Annotated in this window: 5 protein-coding genes; all 5 read right to left on the reverse strand. The window is 74.1% G+C overall.

All coding sequences use genetic code 11. The features are described 5' to 3' along the window. Positions 1-2: 2 nt before the first annotated feature. Complete coding sequence (locus NYF13_RS02475) at positions 3-14597, reverse strand: type I polyketide synthase (protein ID WP_315653847.1); 14595 nt, start codon at positions 14595-14597, stop codon at positions 3-5. A 38-nt stretch (positions 14598-14635) separates the two neighbouring features. Further along, entirely contained in the window at positions 14636-15826 is a 1191-nt protein-coding gene (locus tag NYF13_RS02480) for a cytochrome P450 (protein ID WP_315653848.1), read from the reverse strand. A gap of 45 nt (positions 15827-15871) precedes the next feature. After that, a complete protein-coding gene (locus NYF13_RS02485; protein WP_315653849.1) occupies positions 15872-16087 on the reverse strand; it encodes a DUF5988 family protein in 216 nt (71 codons plus the stop codon). 222 nt (positions 16088-16309) lie between these two features. Then, complete coding sequence (locus tag NYF13_RS02490; RefSeq protein ID WP_315653850.1) at positions 16310-17278, reverse strand: Gfo/Idh/MocA family oxidoreductase; 969 nt, start codon at positions 17276-17278, stop codon at positions 16310-16312. Beyond that, on the reverse strand, positions 17275-18258 hold the full coding sequence (locus NYF13_RS02495; RefSeq protein WP_315653851.1) for a Gfo/Idh/MocA family oxidoreductase: 984 nt from the start codon (positions 18256-18258) through the stop codon (positions 17275-17277). Before NYF13_RS02495 ends, NYF13_RS02490 begins: the two co-directional genes overlap by 4 nt. Positions 18259-18310 lie beyond the last annotated feature (52 nt).

The following is an 18310-nucleotide window of genomic DNA, read 5'->3' on the forward strand; positions in this document are numbered from 1 at the left end:
GGTCAGCTCGTCTTGCCCAGAGCCCGTTGCACGAGGCCCGAGATGTCCAGTGCGTCGATCAGTTCGGCGTCGGCTCGCACCGGCGCCGGCCCGGCGACCTCTTCGCCGCCGGTGCCGCCGGTGCCGCCGGATGCGGCTTCGGCCAACGCCACCAGCGCGTCCAGCACGCCCGCTTCCTTGAACCGCGCGAACGGCACGGACGCGAGGACCCGCCGGAGGTCGTCCTCCCGGCTGTCCGCGCCGTCGGCGGGGTCCCGGAGGAGTTCGACGCGCAGGTAGCCGACGAGCGCTTCCGGGGTGGGGTAGTCGAAGATCAGCGTCGCCGGCAGCTTCAAACCGGTCACGGTGTGCAGGCTGTTGCGGAGGTTGACCGCGGCCAGGGAGTCGAAGCCGACCTCCTGGAACGCCTGCCGGGGCCCGATGCCCTCCGCGCCGCCGTGCCCGAGGACCGTCGAAGCGTGCCCGCGGACCAGCTTCAGCAGCACGCGGTTCTGCTCGGCGTCCGGCACCGCCCGCAGCGAGTCCGCCAGCGACGCGGCCGTGTCGCCGTCCGCGCTGTCGTCCCCCGCCGCCTGCAGGATCGCCTTCGCCTCGGGCAGGTCGGCGAACAGCGGGCTGGGCCGGACCGACGTGAACGCCGGGACGAAGGCCGCCCAGTCCAGGTCGGCCACGGCCACGAACTTCTCGGCGCCCTCGACCGCCTGCACCATCGCCGTCACCGCGAGCGGCGGGGCCATCGGCAGCACCCCGCGGCGGCGGAGCTGGTTGAGCGCGGCCTCGTCCATGCCGACGCCGATCTCGTCCAGCGCGCCCCAGGCGATCGACGTCGCCTTCAGGCCCCGGGCCCGGCGCCACTCGACCAGGGCGTCGAGCACGGCGTTCGCCGCCGCGGACGGCCCCTGGCCGCCACCGCCCCAGACGCCCGCGATCGAGGAGAAGACCACGAACGCGTCGAGCGGGGTGTCCTCGAACAGCTGGTCCAGCCACACCGCGGTGGACACCTTGGTCCCGAACACCGCCGCGAGGTCCGCTTCGCCGGTGTCGTCCACCAGACTGGTCTGCGTGATGTCGGCGGCGTGCACCACGACCGTGAGCGGCTGCTCCGGGGCCGAAGCGGCCACCAGCGCCGTGATCGCGTCCCGGTCGGCGTCCACACAGGACTCCACGGTGGTGGCCAGCCCGAGCTCGGTCAGCTCGGCCCGAAGGTCGGCGACGCAGTCTTCGGGCGCGTGCCCGGTGGTGGTGACGACGAGCCGTTCGGCGCCGGCCAGGGCGAGCCAGACCGACGCGTACCGGCCGAGCCCTTCGGCACCGCCGGTCACCAGGACCGAGCCGCGCGGCTCCCAGCGGTTCCCGCCGGACTCCGGCACCGGCTTGCGCAGCAGCCGCCGTCCGTAGACGCCGGACCGCCGGATCGCGAGCTGGTCCTCGCCCGCGGTGCCGTTCAGCACGCCGAGCAGGTACTGGGTCGCGCGCGGGTCGGCCACGGCGGGCAGGTCGACCAGACCGCCCCACCGGTCGAGACGCTCCAGCGCGACGGCCCGGCCGAGGCCCCACACCGCCGCCTGGGCCGGTGCGGTGACGGTGTCCTGGATGCCGATGTTCACCGCGCCGGCGGTCAGGCACCACAGCGGCCGGGTGACCCCGCGGTCGCCCAGGGCCTGGACCAGCGCGAGCGTCGACGCCGTGAGCGTGGCCGCGTCCGCGGTCCCCCGGTCCAGGGCCAGCAGGGACAGCACGCCGGCCGGGTCGGTCCCGGCGAGGACGTCGGTCAGCCGTCCGGCGAGCCGCTCCCGGGTGTCGTCGCCGTCCCCGACCTCCAGCCGGACGACGTCGAGCCCCTGCGCGGCCAGCTCGGCCAGGAGCACGTCGGTGACGCTGTCCTGCGGCCGTGCGCCCGGCACGACGACCAGCCAGCTGCCGCTCGGCACCCCGGTGACCTCGCGTTCGAGCGGCAACCAGGAGACCTGGTACCGCAGCCGCTCGGCGCTCGACCGTTCGAGGCGTCGCTCCCGCCACCGCGCCATCGCGGGCACGACGGCGCTCAGGGCCCCGCGCTGATCGGCCGACGCCAGCTCCAGCCACGCCCCGAGCGAGTCCACATCGGACTGCTCGACCGCGGTCCAGAACTCGGCGTCGAGGCCCTCGGCCGCGACGGCCTCCGGTTCCGCGTCCTGCAGCCAGAAGTGGCGGCGGTCGAAGGCGTAGGTCGGCAGATCCACCCAGCCGGCCGCGGGCAGTACCGCGGACCAGTCCACAGCGACCCCGCGGACGAACAGCTCGGCCGCCGAGGCCAGCAGGCGCCGCAGCCCACCGTCGTCGCGGCGCAGCGAACCGGCCACCACCACTTCGGCGGTCGCCTGATCGGCCGTCTCGGTGATCGGCTGGACCAGCACCGGGTGGGCGCTGACCTCGACGAACACCGGGTGGCCGCGCTGGATCAGCGTGGCGATGGCCGGGCCGAACCCGACCCGGTTGCGCAGGTTGCGGTACCAGTAGCCGCCGTCGACCACCCCGGCCTCGGTGATCCAGTCGCCGGTGAGGGTGGAGAAGAACGGCACCGCCGGGGTCCGCGCGGTCACGTCCGCCAGCACCTCGGCGAGGACGTCTTCGATGGCCTCGACGTGCCGGGTGTGCGAGGCGTAGTCCACCGCCACCCGCCGCACCCGCACGCCGTCGGCGGTGAGGGTGGCCAGCGCGTCGTCGAGGGCTCCGGCGTCCCCGGCGACCACCACCGACGACGGGCTGTTGACGGCCGCGACCTCGACTCGGTCCGCCCACGGCCCCAGGCGTTCGACCGCGTCTTCTTCGCTCAGCGCGACCGACGCCATCCCGCCGCGCCCGGCGAGCCGCGTGGCGATCGCCTGGCTGCGCAGCGTCACGACCTTTGCCGCGTCTTCGAGCGAAAGCGCGCCCGATACGCACGCGGCGGCGATTTCGCCCTGTGAGTGCCCCACCACCGCGGCCGGGACGACCCCGAGGGACGTCCACACCGCGGCGAGGCCGAGCATCACGGCGAAACTGGCCGGTTGCAGCACGTCGACCCGGTCCATCAACGCGGGATCGGCATCGCCGCGCAGCACATCGAGCAGCGACCAGCCGACCCACGGCGCCAGCGCGGCAGCGCACTCGGCGATCCGCTCGGCGAACACCGGCGACGCGTCAAGCAACTCCCGGCCCATCCCGGCCCACTGCGAACCCTGGCCGGGGAACACCCAGACGAGCTGGCCCGGCTTGCCCGCGGTCCCGGTGACGACGCCGGGCGCGGTCTCCTCGCGCGCCAGCGCCCGCAGCCCGGCCAGCGCCTCACCGGGCGAGCCCGCCACCACGACCGCGCGCTCGGTGAGCACCGCCCGTCCGGTGACCAGGGCCCGCGCCACCTCGGCCGGTTCGCCGCCGCCCTCCAGGAACGCGGCCAGCCGCGCCGCCTGCCCGGACCGCGATCCGGTGCTGCGCGCGGAAACCACGAGCGGCACCACCGGCACCGCGGCCTCGGCGGGGAGCACGTCGAGCGCCGCCGTGGCGGGCGCTTCCTCGAGGATCAGGTGCGCGTTGGTCCCGCTGGCCCCGAACGACGAGACCCCCGCCCGGCGCGGGCGGCCGGTGCGCACCCACTCGTGCGGTTCGGTCAGCACCTCGACCGCCCCGGCGGACCAGTCCACCTGGCTCGTGGTCCGGTCGACGTGCAGGGTGGCCGGCAGCACCTCGTGCCGCAGCGCCATGACCATCTTGATCACGCCCGCGACCCCGGCCGCCGCCTGGGTGTGCCCGATGTTCGACTTCAACGACCCCAGCCACAACGGCCGGCCCGGCTCCCGGCCCTGCCCATACGTGGCCAGCAACGCCTGTACCTCGATCGGATCACCCAGCGCCGTCCCGGTGCCATGACCCTCCACAACGTCCACATCGGACGGATCCAGACCGGCACTACCCAAAGCACTCCTGATCACCCGCTGCTGCGAAGGACCATTCGGCGCCGTCAACCCATTCGACGCACCATCCTGATTCACCGCAGAACCCTTCAACAGAGCCAAAACCCGATGACCCCGCTCCCGCGCCACCGACAACCGCTCCAACACCACCACACCCACACCCTCAGCCCACCCCGTACCATCCGCGCCATCCGCATACGCCTTGCACCGCCCGTCCCCGGCCAGGCCCCGCTGCCGCGAAAACTCGACGAAGGTGCCGGGTGTTCCCATCACGGTCACGCCGCCGGCCAGCGCCATCGAGCACTCGCCCTGCCGCAGCGACTGGGCGGCCAGGTGCATCGCCACCAGCGAAGACGAACACGCCGTATCGATCGTCACCGCCGGACCCTCGAACCCGAACACGTACGACACCCGGCCCGACGCCACGCTCGACGCCGTTCCGGTCATCGTGTAGCCCTGGACGTCTTCCGGCACCTCGCGCAGCCGGGTCACGTAGTCGTGGTGGACGATCCCGGTGAAGACACCGACATCGTGGCCGCGGGCCGACAACGGGTCGACCCCCGCCCGCTCCAGGGCCTCCCAGGACGCCTCCAGCAACAGCCGCTGCTGCGGGTCCATCGCCAGCGCCTCCCGCGGCGAGATCCCGAACAGCCCGGCGTCGAACTGCGCCGCGTCGTGCAGGAAGCCGCCGGTGCGCGTGTAGCTCGTGCCCGGGTGGGCCGGGTCCGGGTGGTACAGCCCGTCCAGGTCCCAGCCGCGGTCGACCGGGAAGCCGGACACCGCGTCCCGCTGCTCCAGCACCAGCTTCCACAGCTCGTCGGGGCTGTCCACGCCGCCCGGCAGCCGGACGCTCATGCCGACGATCGCGATCGGCTCGTCGGAGGCCGCCACGGTCACCGCCGCCGGCGCCGCCGGGCGCTCCCCGCGGAACTCGGCCCGCAGGTGGGCCGCGAGCACGTCGGGAGTCGGGTAGTCGAAGACCAGGGTGCTGGGCAGCTCCACGCCGGTGAAGTCCCGCAGGCGGTTGCGGAGCTTGACCGCGCTGAGGGAGTCGAAACCCAGGTCCTTGAACGACTGCCCGCCGTCGAACCCGGCCCGGTCGCGGTGTCCGAGCACCACCGCGGTGCTCTCCTCGACCAGGTCCAGCACCGCCCGGAGCTGTTCGGCTTCGGCCAGCCCGGTGAGCCGGTCCGCGAGCGTCCCGGTCTCCGGCGCCGCCGCCGGTACCCCCGCCGCCACCGCACCGGTCACCGGCGTCTCGTCGGTGCCGACCCAGAAGCGCGTGTGCTGGAACCCGTAGGTGGGCAGCTCGGTCCCGACGGCCACCGCGGGCCGGTCGAGCACGCTCGCCCAGTCCACCGCCACCCCGCGCACGTGCAGTTCGGCCAGCGCGGTCAGGACGTCCGTGGTCTCCACGCCGTTCTTGCGCAGCGTGGCGACGCAGCTCGGTTCGGGGCCGCCGAGCGTGCCGAGCGCCATCGCGGCGAGCGCGCCCCCCGGGCCCAGTTCGAGGAACGTCGTGGCCCCGCCCTCGTGCAGCGCGGTGACCGCGTCGCCGAACCGCACGGCGTGGCGCACCTGGTCGACCCAGTAGCCGGGGTCGTCGAGCCGCGCGGGCCCGCCGGTCCGCGTCGAGACGACCGGCACGGTGCCCGGGCGGTACGTCAGCCGGTCCGCGACCGCGCGGAACTCCTCGAGCATCGGATCCATCAGCGGCGAGTGGAAGGCGTGGCTGACCGCCAGCCGCCGCGTCTTGCGGCCCCGGCCCGCGATCTCGCCCGCGACGGCGAGCACCGCGGCTTCGGCACCGGAGAGCACCACCGAATCGGGCCCGTTGACCGCGGCCACGCAGACGACGTCGCCCGCGGCGGCCAGCAGGGGCGTCACCTCGGCCTCGGTGGCCTGCACGGCCACCATCGCGCCACCCGCGGGCAGGGCCTGCATCAGCCGGCCCCGCGCGGCGACCAGCTCGCCGGCCTGGGCCAGGTCCAGCACCCCGGACACGTGCGCGGCGGTGAGCTCGCCGATCGAGTGGCCGGCGAGCAGGTCCGGCCGCACGCCCCAGGACTCGAAGAGCCGGTACAGCGCCGTTTCCAGAGCGAACAGGCCACCCTGCGTGTACACCGTCCGGTCCAGCAGCGTGCTGTCGGCCGCCCAGACGACTTCGGCCAGCGGCCGCTCACCCAGGTGGGTGTCGACGGCGTCGCACGCGGCCGCGAAGGCGTCGCGGAACACCGGGTAGGTCTCGGCGAGTGCGCGGCCCATGCCGGCCCACTGACTGCCCTGGCCGGTGAACAGCACCGCCAGCTGGCCGGCGACCGGGGTGCCGGCCACGACACCGGGGCTCGCTTCCCCGCGGGTGAAAGCCTCCAGGTCGGCGACGAGCAACCGCCGGTCGGCCGCCGGGACGACGGCCCGGTGGTCGAGCCGGGCGCGGGTGGTGGCCAGGGCGTGGGCGGCGTCGGCCACCCGCACGTCCGGCCGCTGCGCGAGGAACGCGGCGAGCCGTCCGGCCTGGGCCCGCAACCCGGCCGCGGTCCGCGCCGACACGAGCACCGGCACCGCACGGCCTTCGGGTTCCGGCCGCGACGGCGCCGCGGCCGGCGGTTCGGGTCCTTCTTCCAGGACCACGTGCGCGTTGGTGCCGCCGATGCCGAACGACGAGACGCCGGCCCGGCGCGGGTGGTCGCCGCGCACCCACTCACGGGCTTCGGTCAGCAACTCGACCGCGCCGGCCGACCAGTCCACGTGGGACGAGGGGCGGTCCACGTGCAGCGTGCCCGGCAGCACGCCGTGGCGCATGGCCATGACCATCTTGATCACGCCGGCCACGCCCGCCGCCGCCTGCGTGTGCCCGATGTTGGACTTGACCGAACCGAGCCACAGCGGCCGGCCGCGGTCCCGGTCCCGGCCGTAGGTCGCCAGCAGCGCCTCGGCCTCGATCGGGTCGCCCAGCGTCGTGCCGGTGCCGTGCGCCTCCACCGCATCGACGTCCGATGTGGACAGTCCGGCGGCGGCCAGCGCCTTGCGGATCACCCGCTGCTGCGAAGGACCGTTCGGCGCGGTCAGTCCGTTCGACGCGCCGTCGGAGTTGACCGCCGACCCGCGGACGACGGCCACGACCTGGTGGCCGTGACGCTGCGCGTCCGACAGCCGTTCGACCAGGAGCAGCCCGGCGCCTTCGGACCAGCCGGTGCCGTCCGCGCCGTCCGCGAACGCCTTGCACCGGCCGTCGGGCGCGAGCCCGCGCTGGCGCGAGAACTCGACGAAGGTCTCGACCGTGCCCATCACCATCACGCCGCCCGCGAGCGCCATGGTGCATTCGCCGCGGTGCAGCGCCTGCACCGCCATGTGCAGCGCCACCAGGGACGAGGAGCAGGCCGTGTCGACGGTGATGGCCGGGCCCTCGAGGCCGTAGTGGTAGGCGATCCGGCCGGACAGGACACTGCCCGAACCCCCGGTCAGGCGGAAGCCCTCGACCCCGGCGGCCCGGTGCATCCGCATCGCGTAGTCGTGGCTGTTGACCCCGGTGAAGACGCCGACTTCCTGCCCGGCCAGGGTGGCCGGGTCGATCGCGGCCCGTTCGAACAGCTCCCAGGACGTCTCCAGCAGCAGCCGCTGCTGAGGGTCCATGGCGAGGGCTTCGTTCGGTGAGATGCCGAAGAACGCGGCGTCGAACCCGGCGGCGTCGTCGAGGAACGCGCCGTGCCGCACGTAGGTGGTGCCTTCGTGGTCGGGATCGGCGTGGTAGACCCGGTCGGTGTCCCAGCCGCGGTCGGTGGGGAACTCGGTGACCACGTCCACGCCGTCGGCGACGACCCGCCACAGGTCCTCCGGCCCGGCCACCCCGCCGGGGAAGCGGCAGGCCATCGACACGATCGCGATCGGCTCCTCGCTCGCGATCGTGTCGATGGCCGGGGCCGGCCGCCGGCCGGTGTCGTCCCCGAAGAGCCGGGTGCGCAGGTGCCCGGCGAGCGCCGGGGGCTTCGGGTAGTCGAAGATCAGCGCCGGGGAAAGGGTCAGCCCGGTCGCGGTGGAGAGCCGGTTGCGCAGTTCCACCGCGGTCAGCGAATCGAAACCGGCGTCCTTGAACGTCCGTCCGGAGTGGACGGCGTCCGCGTCGCCGTGCCCGAGCACCTCGGCGGCGTGCCGCCGCACCAGCTCGAGCAGGGCTTCGGCCTGCTCGGCTTCGCCCAGCCGGGCCAGTCGCTCGACCGGTGACGCCGTCCCGGCCGCAGCCGCCACCCGGCGTGAAGGCGGGACCAGTTCGCGCAGCAGCGGCGGCGGCACCACGCCTTCGGCCACCGCCGCCCGCAGCACGGCCGGCTCGAACTTGGCCGCCACCAGAGCGCCCTGGGCGCCGAAGGCGGCGTCCAGCAGGGCCATGCCCTCGGCCGCGGACAGCCCGGTCATCCCGTTGCGCCGGTTGCGCCGCAGGTCCGCGGCCCCCAGGTGCTCGGTCAGTCCGCTGACCGTCGACCAGTAGCCCCAGGCCAGCGACACGGCCGGGCGGCCGGCGGCCACCCGCCGGTGCGCCAGCGCGTCCAGGCAGGCGTTGGCCGCGGCGTACCCGGACTGACCGGGGTTGCCCAGCACACCGGCGGCCGAGGAGAACAGCACGAACGCGGCGAGGTCGGCGTCCCGGGTCAGCTCGTCGAGGTGCTCGGCCGCGTCCAGCTTCGGCCGCAGCACGGTGTCGATCCGCTCCGGGGTCTGCTCGGTGAGCACCCCGTCGGCCAGCACGCCGGCGGTGTGCACCACGGCGGTGAGCGGGTGCTCGGCCGGGATCGCCCGCAGGACCGCGGCGAGCTCGTCCCGGTCCGCCGCGTCGCAGGCGACGATGGTGACGGACGCACCCAGCGCGGTCAGCTCGTCGTGCAGCGCGGAGGCTTCCCCGCGGCGGCTGAGCAGCAGCAGGTGCCGGACGCCGTGGGCGGTGACGAGGTGGCGGGCGGTCAGCCCGCCGAGCGTCCCGGTGCCGCCGGTGATCAGCACGGTGCCTTCGGGATCGAGCGGCCGCGCGGCGCCGGGCACCGGCGCCCGGGTCAGCCGGGGCACCTGCGCGACGCCGCGGCGCAGCCGCAGTTGCGGTTCCCCGCTCAGGACCGCGGCGGGCAGCGCGGGCCGGGAGTCCTCGTCGAGGTCCACCAGCACGATCCGGTCCGGGTGCTCGGACTGCGCCGAGCGCACCAGGCCCCACACCGCGGCCGCGTCGAGCCCGGTGCAGTCCCCGGTGACCACGGCCAGCCGGGTGTCGGCCTGGGCCGGGTCGGCCAGCCAGGACCGGAGCACGGCCAGCGTCGCCGCGACGGCCGCCCGCGGGCCGGCCTCGGCGGGTTCGAAGACCAGCACGTCCGCGACCTCGCCGACGGGCGCGAAGGTCACCTTTGAATCCGCTTCGGACAGTGTGATGTCTTGCCAGCGCAGGTGGAACAGGAAGTCGGTCGCCCCCGACGGGGTCGCGGTGATCGGCGTGCCGCGCACCGCTTCCACCGTCAGCACCGGCTGCCCGGCCGGGTCGGCCAGGACCAGCGCGTCACCGGCCGAGGTCACGGTGACCGCCGTCGCCCCGGTGGCCGACAGCGTCACGCCGGTCCAGGTCGACGCGTGCATCCCCTCGGGGAGGACCGTGCGGACGGCGGCGTCGAGCAGCGCCGGGTGCATCCCGTACCGGCTCGCGTCCCGCAGGGCCGCACCCGCCAAGGCGACCTCGGTCCCGGTGCCGTCCGGAACGGTCACCTCGGCCGCGACCGGGGTCAGCGCGCCCACGGCGTGGCGCGTCCACGGGGCGTCCAGTCCGGCGTCGGCCGCACGGGAGTGGATCTCGACCGCGCGCCGGCCCGTCGGGTCGGGGGCGGCGGCGACGAACTGGACGTCCCGGCCACCACTGCGGGGCAGCACGACCGGCGTCTCGACGGTCAGGACGGCGAGGACCGGGGCGGCGACCAGGTCGCCGAGCCGGATGGCCGCTTCGACCAGCGCCGCGTTCGGCATCACGATGGAGTCGGCCACCACGCTGTCGTCGGCCACCACGCGTTCGGCGAGCCAGGGGTGCGCCCGCGGCGACCACCGGGCCACGGCCACGAGCCCGGCCGAACCGGGAGTGCTGACGAGCGTGCCCATCAGCGGGTGGCCGCTCGCGCCCGGGCCCGTCCCCGGTTCGCTGCGTTCGAGCCAGTAGTGCCGGTGGTCGAAGGCGTACGTCGGCAGGTCCACCCGCGCGGGCGGGACCACCGAGGTCCAGTCCACGGACACCCCGCGGACGAACAGTTCCGCCATGGACGCCAGCAGCCGCTGCACACCGCCGTCCCCGCGGCGCAGCGAACCCACCACGACCGCCCCGTCACCCTCGCTCAGCGGCTGCACCAGGACCGGGTGCGCGCTCACCTCGACGAAAACCCCGTACCCCGACTCCCGCAAGCGCTCGACCGCGAAACCGAACCGCACCTGGCTCCGCAGGTTCCGATACCAGTAATCCCCGTCCACCGCCCCGGGCCCCGAGACCCACTCACCCGTCACCGTCGAGAGGAACGGCACCTCCGGCGCCCGCGAAACCACCCCGCCCAGCGCCGCACCCAGCTCGTCCTCGACCCCTTCGACCTGCCGGGTGTGCGACGCGTAATCCACATCCACCCACCGCACCCGAACCCCTTGCCCGGACCACAGCTCCACCACCTCGGCCAGGGCCTCCACCTCCCCCGCGACCACCACCGAACCCGGCCCGTTGACCGCCGCCACCTCGATCCGGCCTTCCCACGGACCCAGCCCAGCCGCCACCTCCGCCTCGCCCAGCCCCACCGAAACCATCCCGCCACGACCCGACAACCCACCGGCGATGACCCGGCTCCGCCGGGCCACCACCATCGCCGCATCCTCCAGCGACAACGCGCCCGACACACAAGCCGCGGCGATCTCCCCCTGGGAATGGCCCACCACCGCGTCCGGCCGCACCCCCGCCGAAGCCCACACCGCGGCCAGACCCACCATCACCGCGAAGCACACCGGCTGCACCACATCCACCCGGTTCAGCGCCGCGCCGTCCCCCCGCAGCACCTCGACCAGCGACCAGTCCACCCACCGCCCCAGCGCCGCCTCGCACTCGGCGATCCGCGCCGCGAACACCGGCGACGAATCCAGCAGCTCCCGCCCCATCCCCACCCACTGCGTCCCCTGCCCCGGGAACACCCACACCACCTTCCCGGCCACCTCCGCCCGGCCCACGACCACACCGGCGGCCCCCGCACCACCAGCCAACGCCGTCAAACCCGCGACGACCTCGTCACCACCACCCACGACCACCGCGCGCTCGGCCAGCACCGCACGTCGGGTCAGGGCCCCGGCCACCTCGGCCAGGTCCGCCGTCCCCACGAAGTCCGCCAGCCGGGCCGCCTGCCCGGCGAGGGAAGCCTTGCTGTGCGCGGAAAGCACCAGCGGCAGCACTGCGGGCACAACGGGCACAGCGGGTGTCACTGTCTCTTCGGCCGCCGGCTCTTCGGGCGCTTCTTCGAGGATCAGGTGGGCGTTGGTCCCGCTGACCCCGAACGAAGACACCCCGGCCCGGCGCGGCCGGCCGTCGCGCGCCCACTCGCGGGCCTCGGTCAGCAGCTCGACCGCGCCCGCCGACCAGTCCACCTCGTGCGTCGGCTCCGTCACGTGCAAGGTCGCGGGCAGCACGCCGTGCCGCAGGGCCTGCACCATCTTGATCACCCCGGCGACCCCGGCCGCGGCCTGCGCGTGGCCGATGTTCGACTTCAGGGAACCCAGCCACAGCGGCGTTTCCCGATCCTGGCCGTAGGCGGCCAGCACCGCCTGCGCCTCGATCGGGTCCCCCAGTACCGTCCCGGTTCCGTGCGCCTCGACGACGTCCACATCGGACGGTCGCAGCCCGGCGCTCGCCAGCGCCCGGCGGATCACCCGCTGCTGAGAGCGGCCGTTGGGCGCGGTCAGCCCGTTCGACGCACCGTCCTGGTTCACCGCAGAACCCCGCAGCACCGCCAGCACCCGATGACCACGCTCCCGCGCCACCGACAACCGCTCCAGCACCACCACCCCGGCACCCTCGGCCCAGCCGGTGCCGTCGGCCGAAGCGGAGAAGGGCTTACAACGCCCGTCTCGGGCCAGCGCGCGCTGGCGCGAGAACTCCACGAAAGAACCCGGCGTCGCCATCACGGTCGCGCCGCCGGCCAGCGCCACCGTGCATTCCCCGGCCCGCAGCGCCTGCGCGGCCAGGTGCATCGCCACCAGCGACGACGAGCACGCCGTGTCCACCGTCACCGCCGGTCCTTCCAGACCCAGCACGTAGGACACCCGGCCCGAGGCGACGCTCGACGCCAGGCCCGTGGTGACGAAGCCTTCGAGCTCCGGCGCCACCGAGCCGCCGGAGCCGTACCCCTGGCCCATCACGCCGGAGAACACGCCGGTGTCGGTACCCTTCAGCGCGGCCGGGTCGACCCCGGCGTTCTCCAGCGCCTCCCAGGACGTCTCCAGCAGCAGCCGCTGCTGCGGGTCCATCGCCACGGCTTCACGCGGCGAGATGCCGAAGAAGTCCGCGTCGAACAGGGCCGCCTCGTGCAGGAACCCGCCCCGGTCGACGTAGGAGGTCCCGGTGTGCTCGGGGTCCGCGTCGAACAGCGCCGCCAGGTCCCAGCCCCGGTCGTCGGGGAAGGCGGACACGGCGTCGGTGCGGTCGGCCACCAGCCGCCACAGGTCCTCGGGCGAGGCCACCCCGCCGGGCAGCCGGCAGGCCATCCCGACGATGGCGATCGGCTCGCCGGGATCGGCGGCCACGGTCTCTTCGGCGACCGGGTCCGCGATCCCGAAGACCCGGTCCCGCAGGAACCCCGAGAGCGCGAGCGGGGTGGGGTGGTCGAAGACGGCGCTGACCGGCAGCCACGACCCGGTGCGGGTGGCCAGCCGGTTGCGCAGCTCGACGATGGCCCGCGAGGTGAAACCCAGGTCACGGAACGCCCGCTCGGCCGGGACCGGCCGGCCCAGGACCTCGGCGGCCTCGGTCCGGACCAGCTCGGTGAGCACCTCGTGCTGCGCGCGATCATCCACTTCGGACAATCGAGCCCGCAGGGCGGTGGCAGCGGCCTCGTCCGGCTCGGCGCGGCTCGCGGGTTCCTCGTACTCGGCCGCGGCGTAGCGCAGCTCACCGGGTTCGTCGGCCAGCAGCCGGCGCTGGACCTTGCCCGACGCGGTCCGCGGGATCCGGGTCACCGCCCGGATCTGTTCGGGCACCTTGTAGGCCGACAGCTGCTCCCGGCACCGCTCGATCAGGGCCGCGGGATCGAACCCGTCCGGGCCGGGGATCACGTACGCGACCGGCACCTCGCCGAGCGACTCGTGCCGCACCCCGCCGACGGCCACGTCGGCGACGCCGTCGACGGTGCGCAGCACCGCCTCGACCTCACCGGGGTGGATGTTCGCCCCGCCGCGGATCACCAGTTCCTTGATCCGGCCGCGGATGGTGAAGTAGCCCGCATCGTCGCGCCGGGCCAGGTCGCCGGTGCGGAACCAGCCGTCCCGCAGCACTTCGGCGGTCGCCTCGGGGCTGTTGTGGTAGCCGAGCATGACGTTGGGCCCGCTGACCCACACCTCGCCGTCCTGCCCGGCCGGGAGGTCGAGCCCGGTGTCGGGATCCACCACCCGCACGTCGACCCCGGGCACCGGCCGCCCGCACGAGCCCTCGACGCGGGCCCCGTCCGGCGGATTCATGGTGATGGCCCCGCAGGTTTCGGTGCTGCCGTAGGCGTCGATCAGCGGAACGCCGAAGGTCTCCTCGAACTCCTGGCGCAGCCCGGCGCCGAGCACCGCGCCGCCGGCGAGACCGATCCGCAGCGACGGCGCGGAGAAGCCGCTCTGCCGGGCGGCCCGCACCAGGTGGTGGTAGGTCGTGGGCACCCCGGCGAGGAAGGTCGAGTCCTCCTCGCGGATCAGCCGCATCACGTCCTCGGCCGAGTTCCCGTCCGTGATCCGCACGGTGGCCCCGACCACCATGGCCGACAGCACGCAGGCGATGTGCGAAAGGCTGTGGAACAGCGGAAGCGGCCAGAGCACCCGGTCGCGGTCGGACAACCCGGGGAACGGCACGTAGCAGGACGCCACCGACCAGAGGCAGTTGCGCTGGGTCGAGAGCACGCCCTTGGGCCGGCCGGTCGTGCCCGAGGTGTAGAACATCCAGGCGGGCTCGTCGAGGCCGAGGGCGTCCGGGGCGGGCGTGGCCGGCTCGGTGGCCGCCAGTTCGTCGTAGGACAGCGCGCCGTCCGGCCCGTCCCCGGTCACCAGCAGGATGACCCCGGGCGCGAGCTCGAGCCGCCGCGCCTGCGCGGCATCGGTGATGACGACGGTGGCCCCGCTGTCGGCCAGCGGGTGGGCCAGCTCGGCGAGCGCCGCCCCGGGGTTGAGCGGCACCCCGACACCACCCGCGCGCAGGACCGCGTAGTAACTCTCCACAGTGGACACGCGGTTGCCCAGGCAGATCGCCACCCGGTCCCCGGGCCGGACGCCCAGTCCGGCCAGGTGCCCGGCCAGCCGGCGCGTCCGCGCCTCCAGCTCACCGTAGCCGACCGCGCGGTGGTCGTCGGCGAAGGCGATCTTGCCGGGGAACCTGGCCGCGTTCTCCAGGAGTGCGACGTGGAGCGGCTTGACGAGATCGGTGCGCACTGTGCCGCGAGTCCTTTCGGCGATTCGGAGGGGGTCACTCACCAGGAGACGGGCAGGCGGTGCACTCCGAAGACGGAACCTTTGAGCCGCAACGGGACTTCGTCGGCCGGGACGGCCAGCCGAAGGTCCGGGAACGCCCGCAGCAGCGCGGAGAAGCCGGTGCGCAGCTCGATGCGGGCCAGGTTCTGGCCCAGGCACTGGTGGATGCCGAAGCCGAACGCCACGTGACCGGCGGTGTCGCGCCCGATGTCCAGCTCGGCCGGTCGGGCGAACTTGCCCGGGTCGCGGTTGGCCGCGGGGAGCGACACCGTCACCGTGTCGCCCTCCTTGATCACTTCGCCCTCCAGCTTGAGGTCCTCGAGCGCGGTCCGGTACGTGTGGTACTGGTTCACGGTGAGGTAGCGGAGGAGCTCTTCGATCGTGGGGTCGAGCTTCGCCGGGTCCGCGCGCAGCGCCGCGAGCTGCTCCGGGTGTTGCAGCAACGCGAAAACGCCGACGGCCAGCGCGCTCTCGGTGGTCTCGTACCCGGCGAACAACATCAGCGTGACGATGTTGCACAGCTCTTCCCCGGTCAGGTCCTCGCGGACGAGGGCGCTGATCAGGTCGTCTTCCGGCTTCTCCCGCCGCCGGTCGATGATCTCGGTGAAGAACGCCTGGGCCTGCCCGTAAGCGGCGCCGGCCTCGGCCGGGTCGGCCTCGGCGTCGTGCAGCAGGGTCACCGCGTACAGGTACCGGTCCCGCTCCTCGTAGGGCAGTCCGACCAGCTCGCCGAGCAGCCGCAGCACGAGCGGCTTGGCGTAGTCGGCCACGACGTCGGCGGGCGCGCCCTTCGACCGCATGGCTTCGATCTGTTCCGTGGCAATGGTTTCGGCGCGCGGGATCAGCCTGCTGGTGCGGCGCACGGTGAACTCACCCGTCAGCAGCCGGCGGTACCGGGTGTGCCCGGGCGGGTCCATGTGGATGAACATCCCGGGGATCAGCGGGCTGGTCGGGATGACCTGTCCCTGGTGCGTCACCGGGAAGTGGCCGACCTCGCAGCTGTGGCTGAACCGCGGGTCGCTGAGGACCTGGCGCACCAGTTCGTAGCTGGACACGATCCAGCCGACGTGCCCGTCCGGGTACACCATCTTCGCCAGGGGACGCGATTCGCGCAGGGCGTCGAACACCGCGGGCGGGTCGAACTTGTCGGTCCGCGCCCACGGCACCTCGAAGGACATTGCGTCGGTCATGGAACCCTTTCCGTCCAGGATCTCTTCCGGGTGCGCGAAGATCCGCTATTCGGCGATCTTCGTGCGGTGCGACCACCGGAACACCACGGTGTCGCACCCGTCGCCGGGCGGCCGCTCGTCGTCGGCCACGAAGTGCTCGTACCCGGCGCCGTGCCGGATCTTGAGGGTCCGGTCCAGCTCGGCCGCCTGGACGCTGCGATCCATCGCGGCCAGCTCGGCCGGCCCGCCGCTCAGCGTGATCTTCACCGGTGCCACACCCATCGCGATCTCCGCTCTCGAAGAGGTCAGCCAGTTCGTCCGGACTCCCGCCGCAGCACGGATCACGCCGAGAATCCTCGCTCCAGCGTAGGTCGGCCACCACCGCACGACATCCCTCAGTCCGGTAGCGGCACTCACGCGGTTCGCGCCGCCGGACAGCACAAAGGACCCTCCCCGCGAACGCGGAGGAAGTGGTTCCTTAAGGGGTGGAGTGCTTGTGCGCCTTCAGTTCCCGGGTGAATCGGGCAGCCGGACCGGCTGCCCGGTCCGCGCCGACTCGTAGGCCGCCCGGACGATCCGCAGCGTCCGCAGGCCCGCACCGCCGTCCGGGCCGGACCCCGTCCCGCTCTCGGCCGCACTCAGGAAATCGTTGAGCAGCAACGCGTGGAGATCACCGCCACCCGGTTCCACCCGGTCGCCGCCGAGCGCCACGTCGAACCCGCCGAGCAGCCGCGGGGCGGGGTCGTAGTCCACGCTCGCCCGGTCGCCGATGAAGGTGGCGAACGGCACGCCGGTGGCCGCCGGTTGCTGGCTGCAGTCGAACGAGGCGACCAGCCCGCCGCGGTACCGCACGGTGAGCACGGCCCCGCTCTCGGCCTCCGTTCGTCCACTGAGGACGGTGTTGGTCTGCGCGTACACCTCTTGCGCGGGTTCCCCGCCGAGCGCCACGTCCACCAGGTCGAGCAGGTGAGGCGCGTTGACGGCCAGCGCGGCCCCGGAGCCGGGCCGGCTGTGGCACGAACCCAGCACGGTCGTCAGCGTGCCGACGATCCCGTCGGCGATCCCCCGTCGCACGGCGGCGAACGCCCCGCTGTGACAGGCCGGGGACGCCAGCGTGAGCCGGACGCCGCCGCTGTCGCAGGCGTCCACCATGGCCTTCAGGTCCGCTTCCCCGACCGCCGGCGGGTACTCGCACAGCACCTGCGCTCGCACCCCGGCCGCCCATTCCACCAGCTCCCGGCGGCGGCCGATCGGACCGGTGACCACCACGGCCCCGGGCCGAAGCCCGGCCAGCGCGGCCCAGTCGTCCACATAAGACACACCGAGCCGGTCGGCGGCCCCCCGGTCCCGCTCCCGGTCGGCCGGCGAACCACCGGGGTCGGCGGCGACCAGTTCGACGTCCGGGCGCGCGCTCAGCAGCCGCGCGTAGGTCTCGGCGCGTTCGTGCGCGAACGACAGGATGGCGACCCTCACGCTGCTCCCCCCACCGGCAGTTCGACGGCCCGCCCGGTCCACGCGGACTCGGCGGCGGCCTGGGTGATCCGGACGGCGGCGAGCGCGTCCTTCGCCCCCAGCCGTGGCTCGGGGCCCCCGGCGAAGGCCGCCGCGAACTCACGCATCTCGACGTCGAACACGGACTCCCCGGCGTAGCCGAAGGGGCCGGGGTCGCCGTCGGCCACCCGCACCTCCTGCGGCCACTCGGAGTCGTGGGACACGGTCCCGCCGGTGCCCGTGACGTGGAACGTCACCCGCACCGGCGGCCGCGGCGTGGCCGTCCACCGGCTGACCACCTGGCTGATCGCGCCGTTGGCGTGGGTGAGCACGGCGGTGCCGATCGCGACGGCGCCCTCCGGGGCCGGGGTGGCGATCTCACCCTGGTAGTGGGCGTGCACCCGCACGACGTCGCCGAAGACCCAGTGGGCCAGGTCGGCGCCGTGCAGTAGCTGGTCGCTCAGGATGCCGCCCGAGCGGGCGGTGGCTTGCCCGGTCCAGGGCCGCGGGTGGTAGGCGGAGAAGGTGAACCGGCCGACCGAGCCGGCCCCGAGCCCGCCGCTCGCCACCAGCTCGTGGAGCCGGGCGTAGGGCGGGGCGAACCGCACGTCGTGGGCCGGGTAGAGCCGCACGCCGGCCCGTGCCGCTGCGGCGACGATCTCCTCGGCCTCGCGCGTGTCGTTCGACAGCGGCTTTTCGCACACCACGCCGACGCCCGCCGCGATCGCGGCCAGGGCGATCTCGTGATGGGTGCCGGTCGGGGTGCAGATGTCGACGGCATCCGCGCCGGCCAGGGCCTCGGCCAGCGAGCCGGCCGCCGTCGCCCCGGACTCACGGGCCAGTTCGGCGGACCGGCCGTCCTCGGCGTAGATCCGGACCGCGGCCCCCGCGCCGAGCCAGGCGTTCAGGTGGAACCGCGCGATCAGCCCCGCGCCGATCAGTGCCACTTCGAGCTGCCGCATGGATTTCAGCGTCGCCTACCGCGGCGGCCGGAGCCATAACCAACGCGAGTAG

The sequence above is a fragment of the Amycolatopsis sp. PS_44_ISF1 genome (genome assembly GCF_032335455.1).
GTDB lineage: Bacteria > Actinomycetota > Actinomycetes > Mycobacteriales > Pseudonocardiaceae > Amycolatopsis.

Excerpts from the sequence above, each read along its gene's own strand:
- NYF13_RS02480 (WP_315653848.1), bottom strand. The coding sequence starts at position 15,826 with ATGACCGACGCAATGTCCTTCGAGGTGCCGTGGGCGCGGACCGACAAG.
- NYF13_RS02485 (WP_315653849.1), bottom strand. The coding sequence starts at position 16,087 with ATGGGTGTGGCACCGGTGAAGATCACGCTGAGCGGCGGGCCGGCCGAG.
- NYF13_RS02495 (WP_315653851.1), bottom strand. The coding sequence starts at position 18,258 with ATGCGGCAGCTCGAAGTGGCACTGATCGGCGCGGGGCTGATCGCGCGG.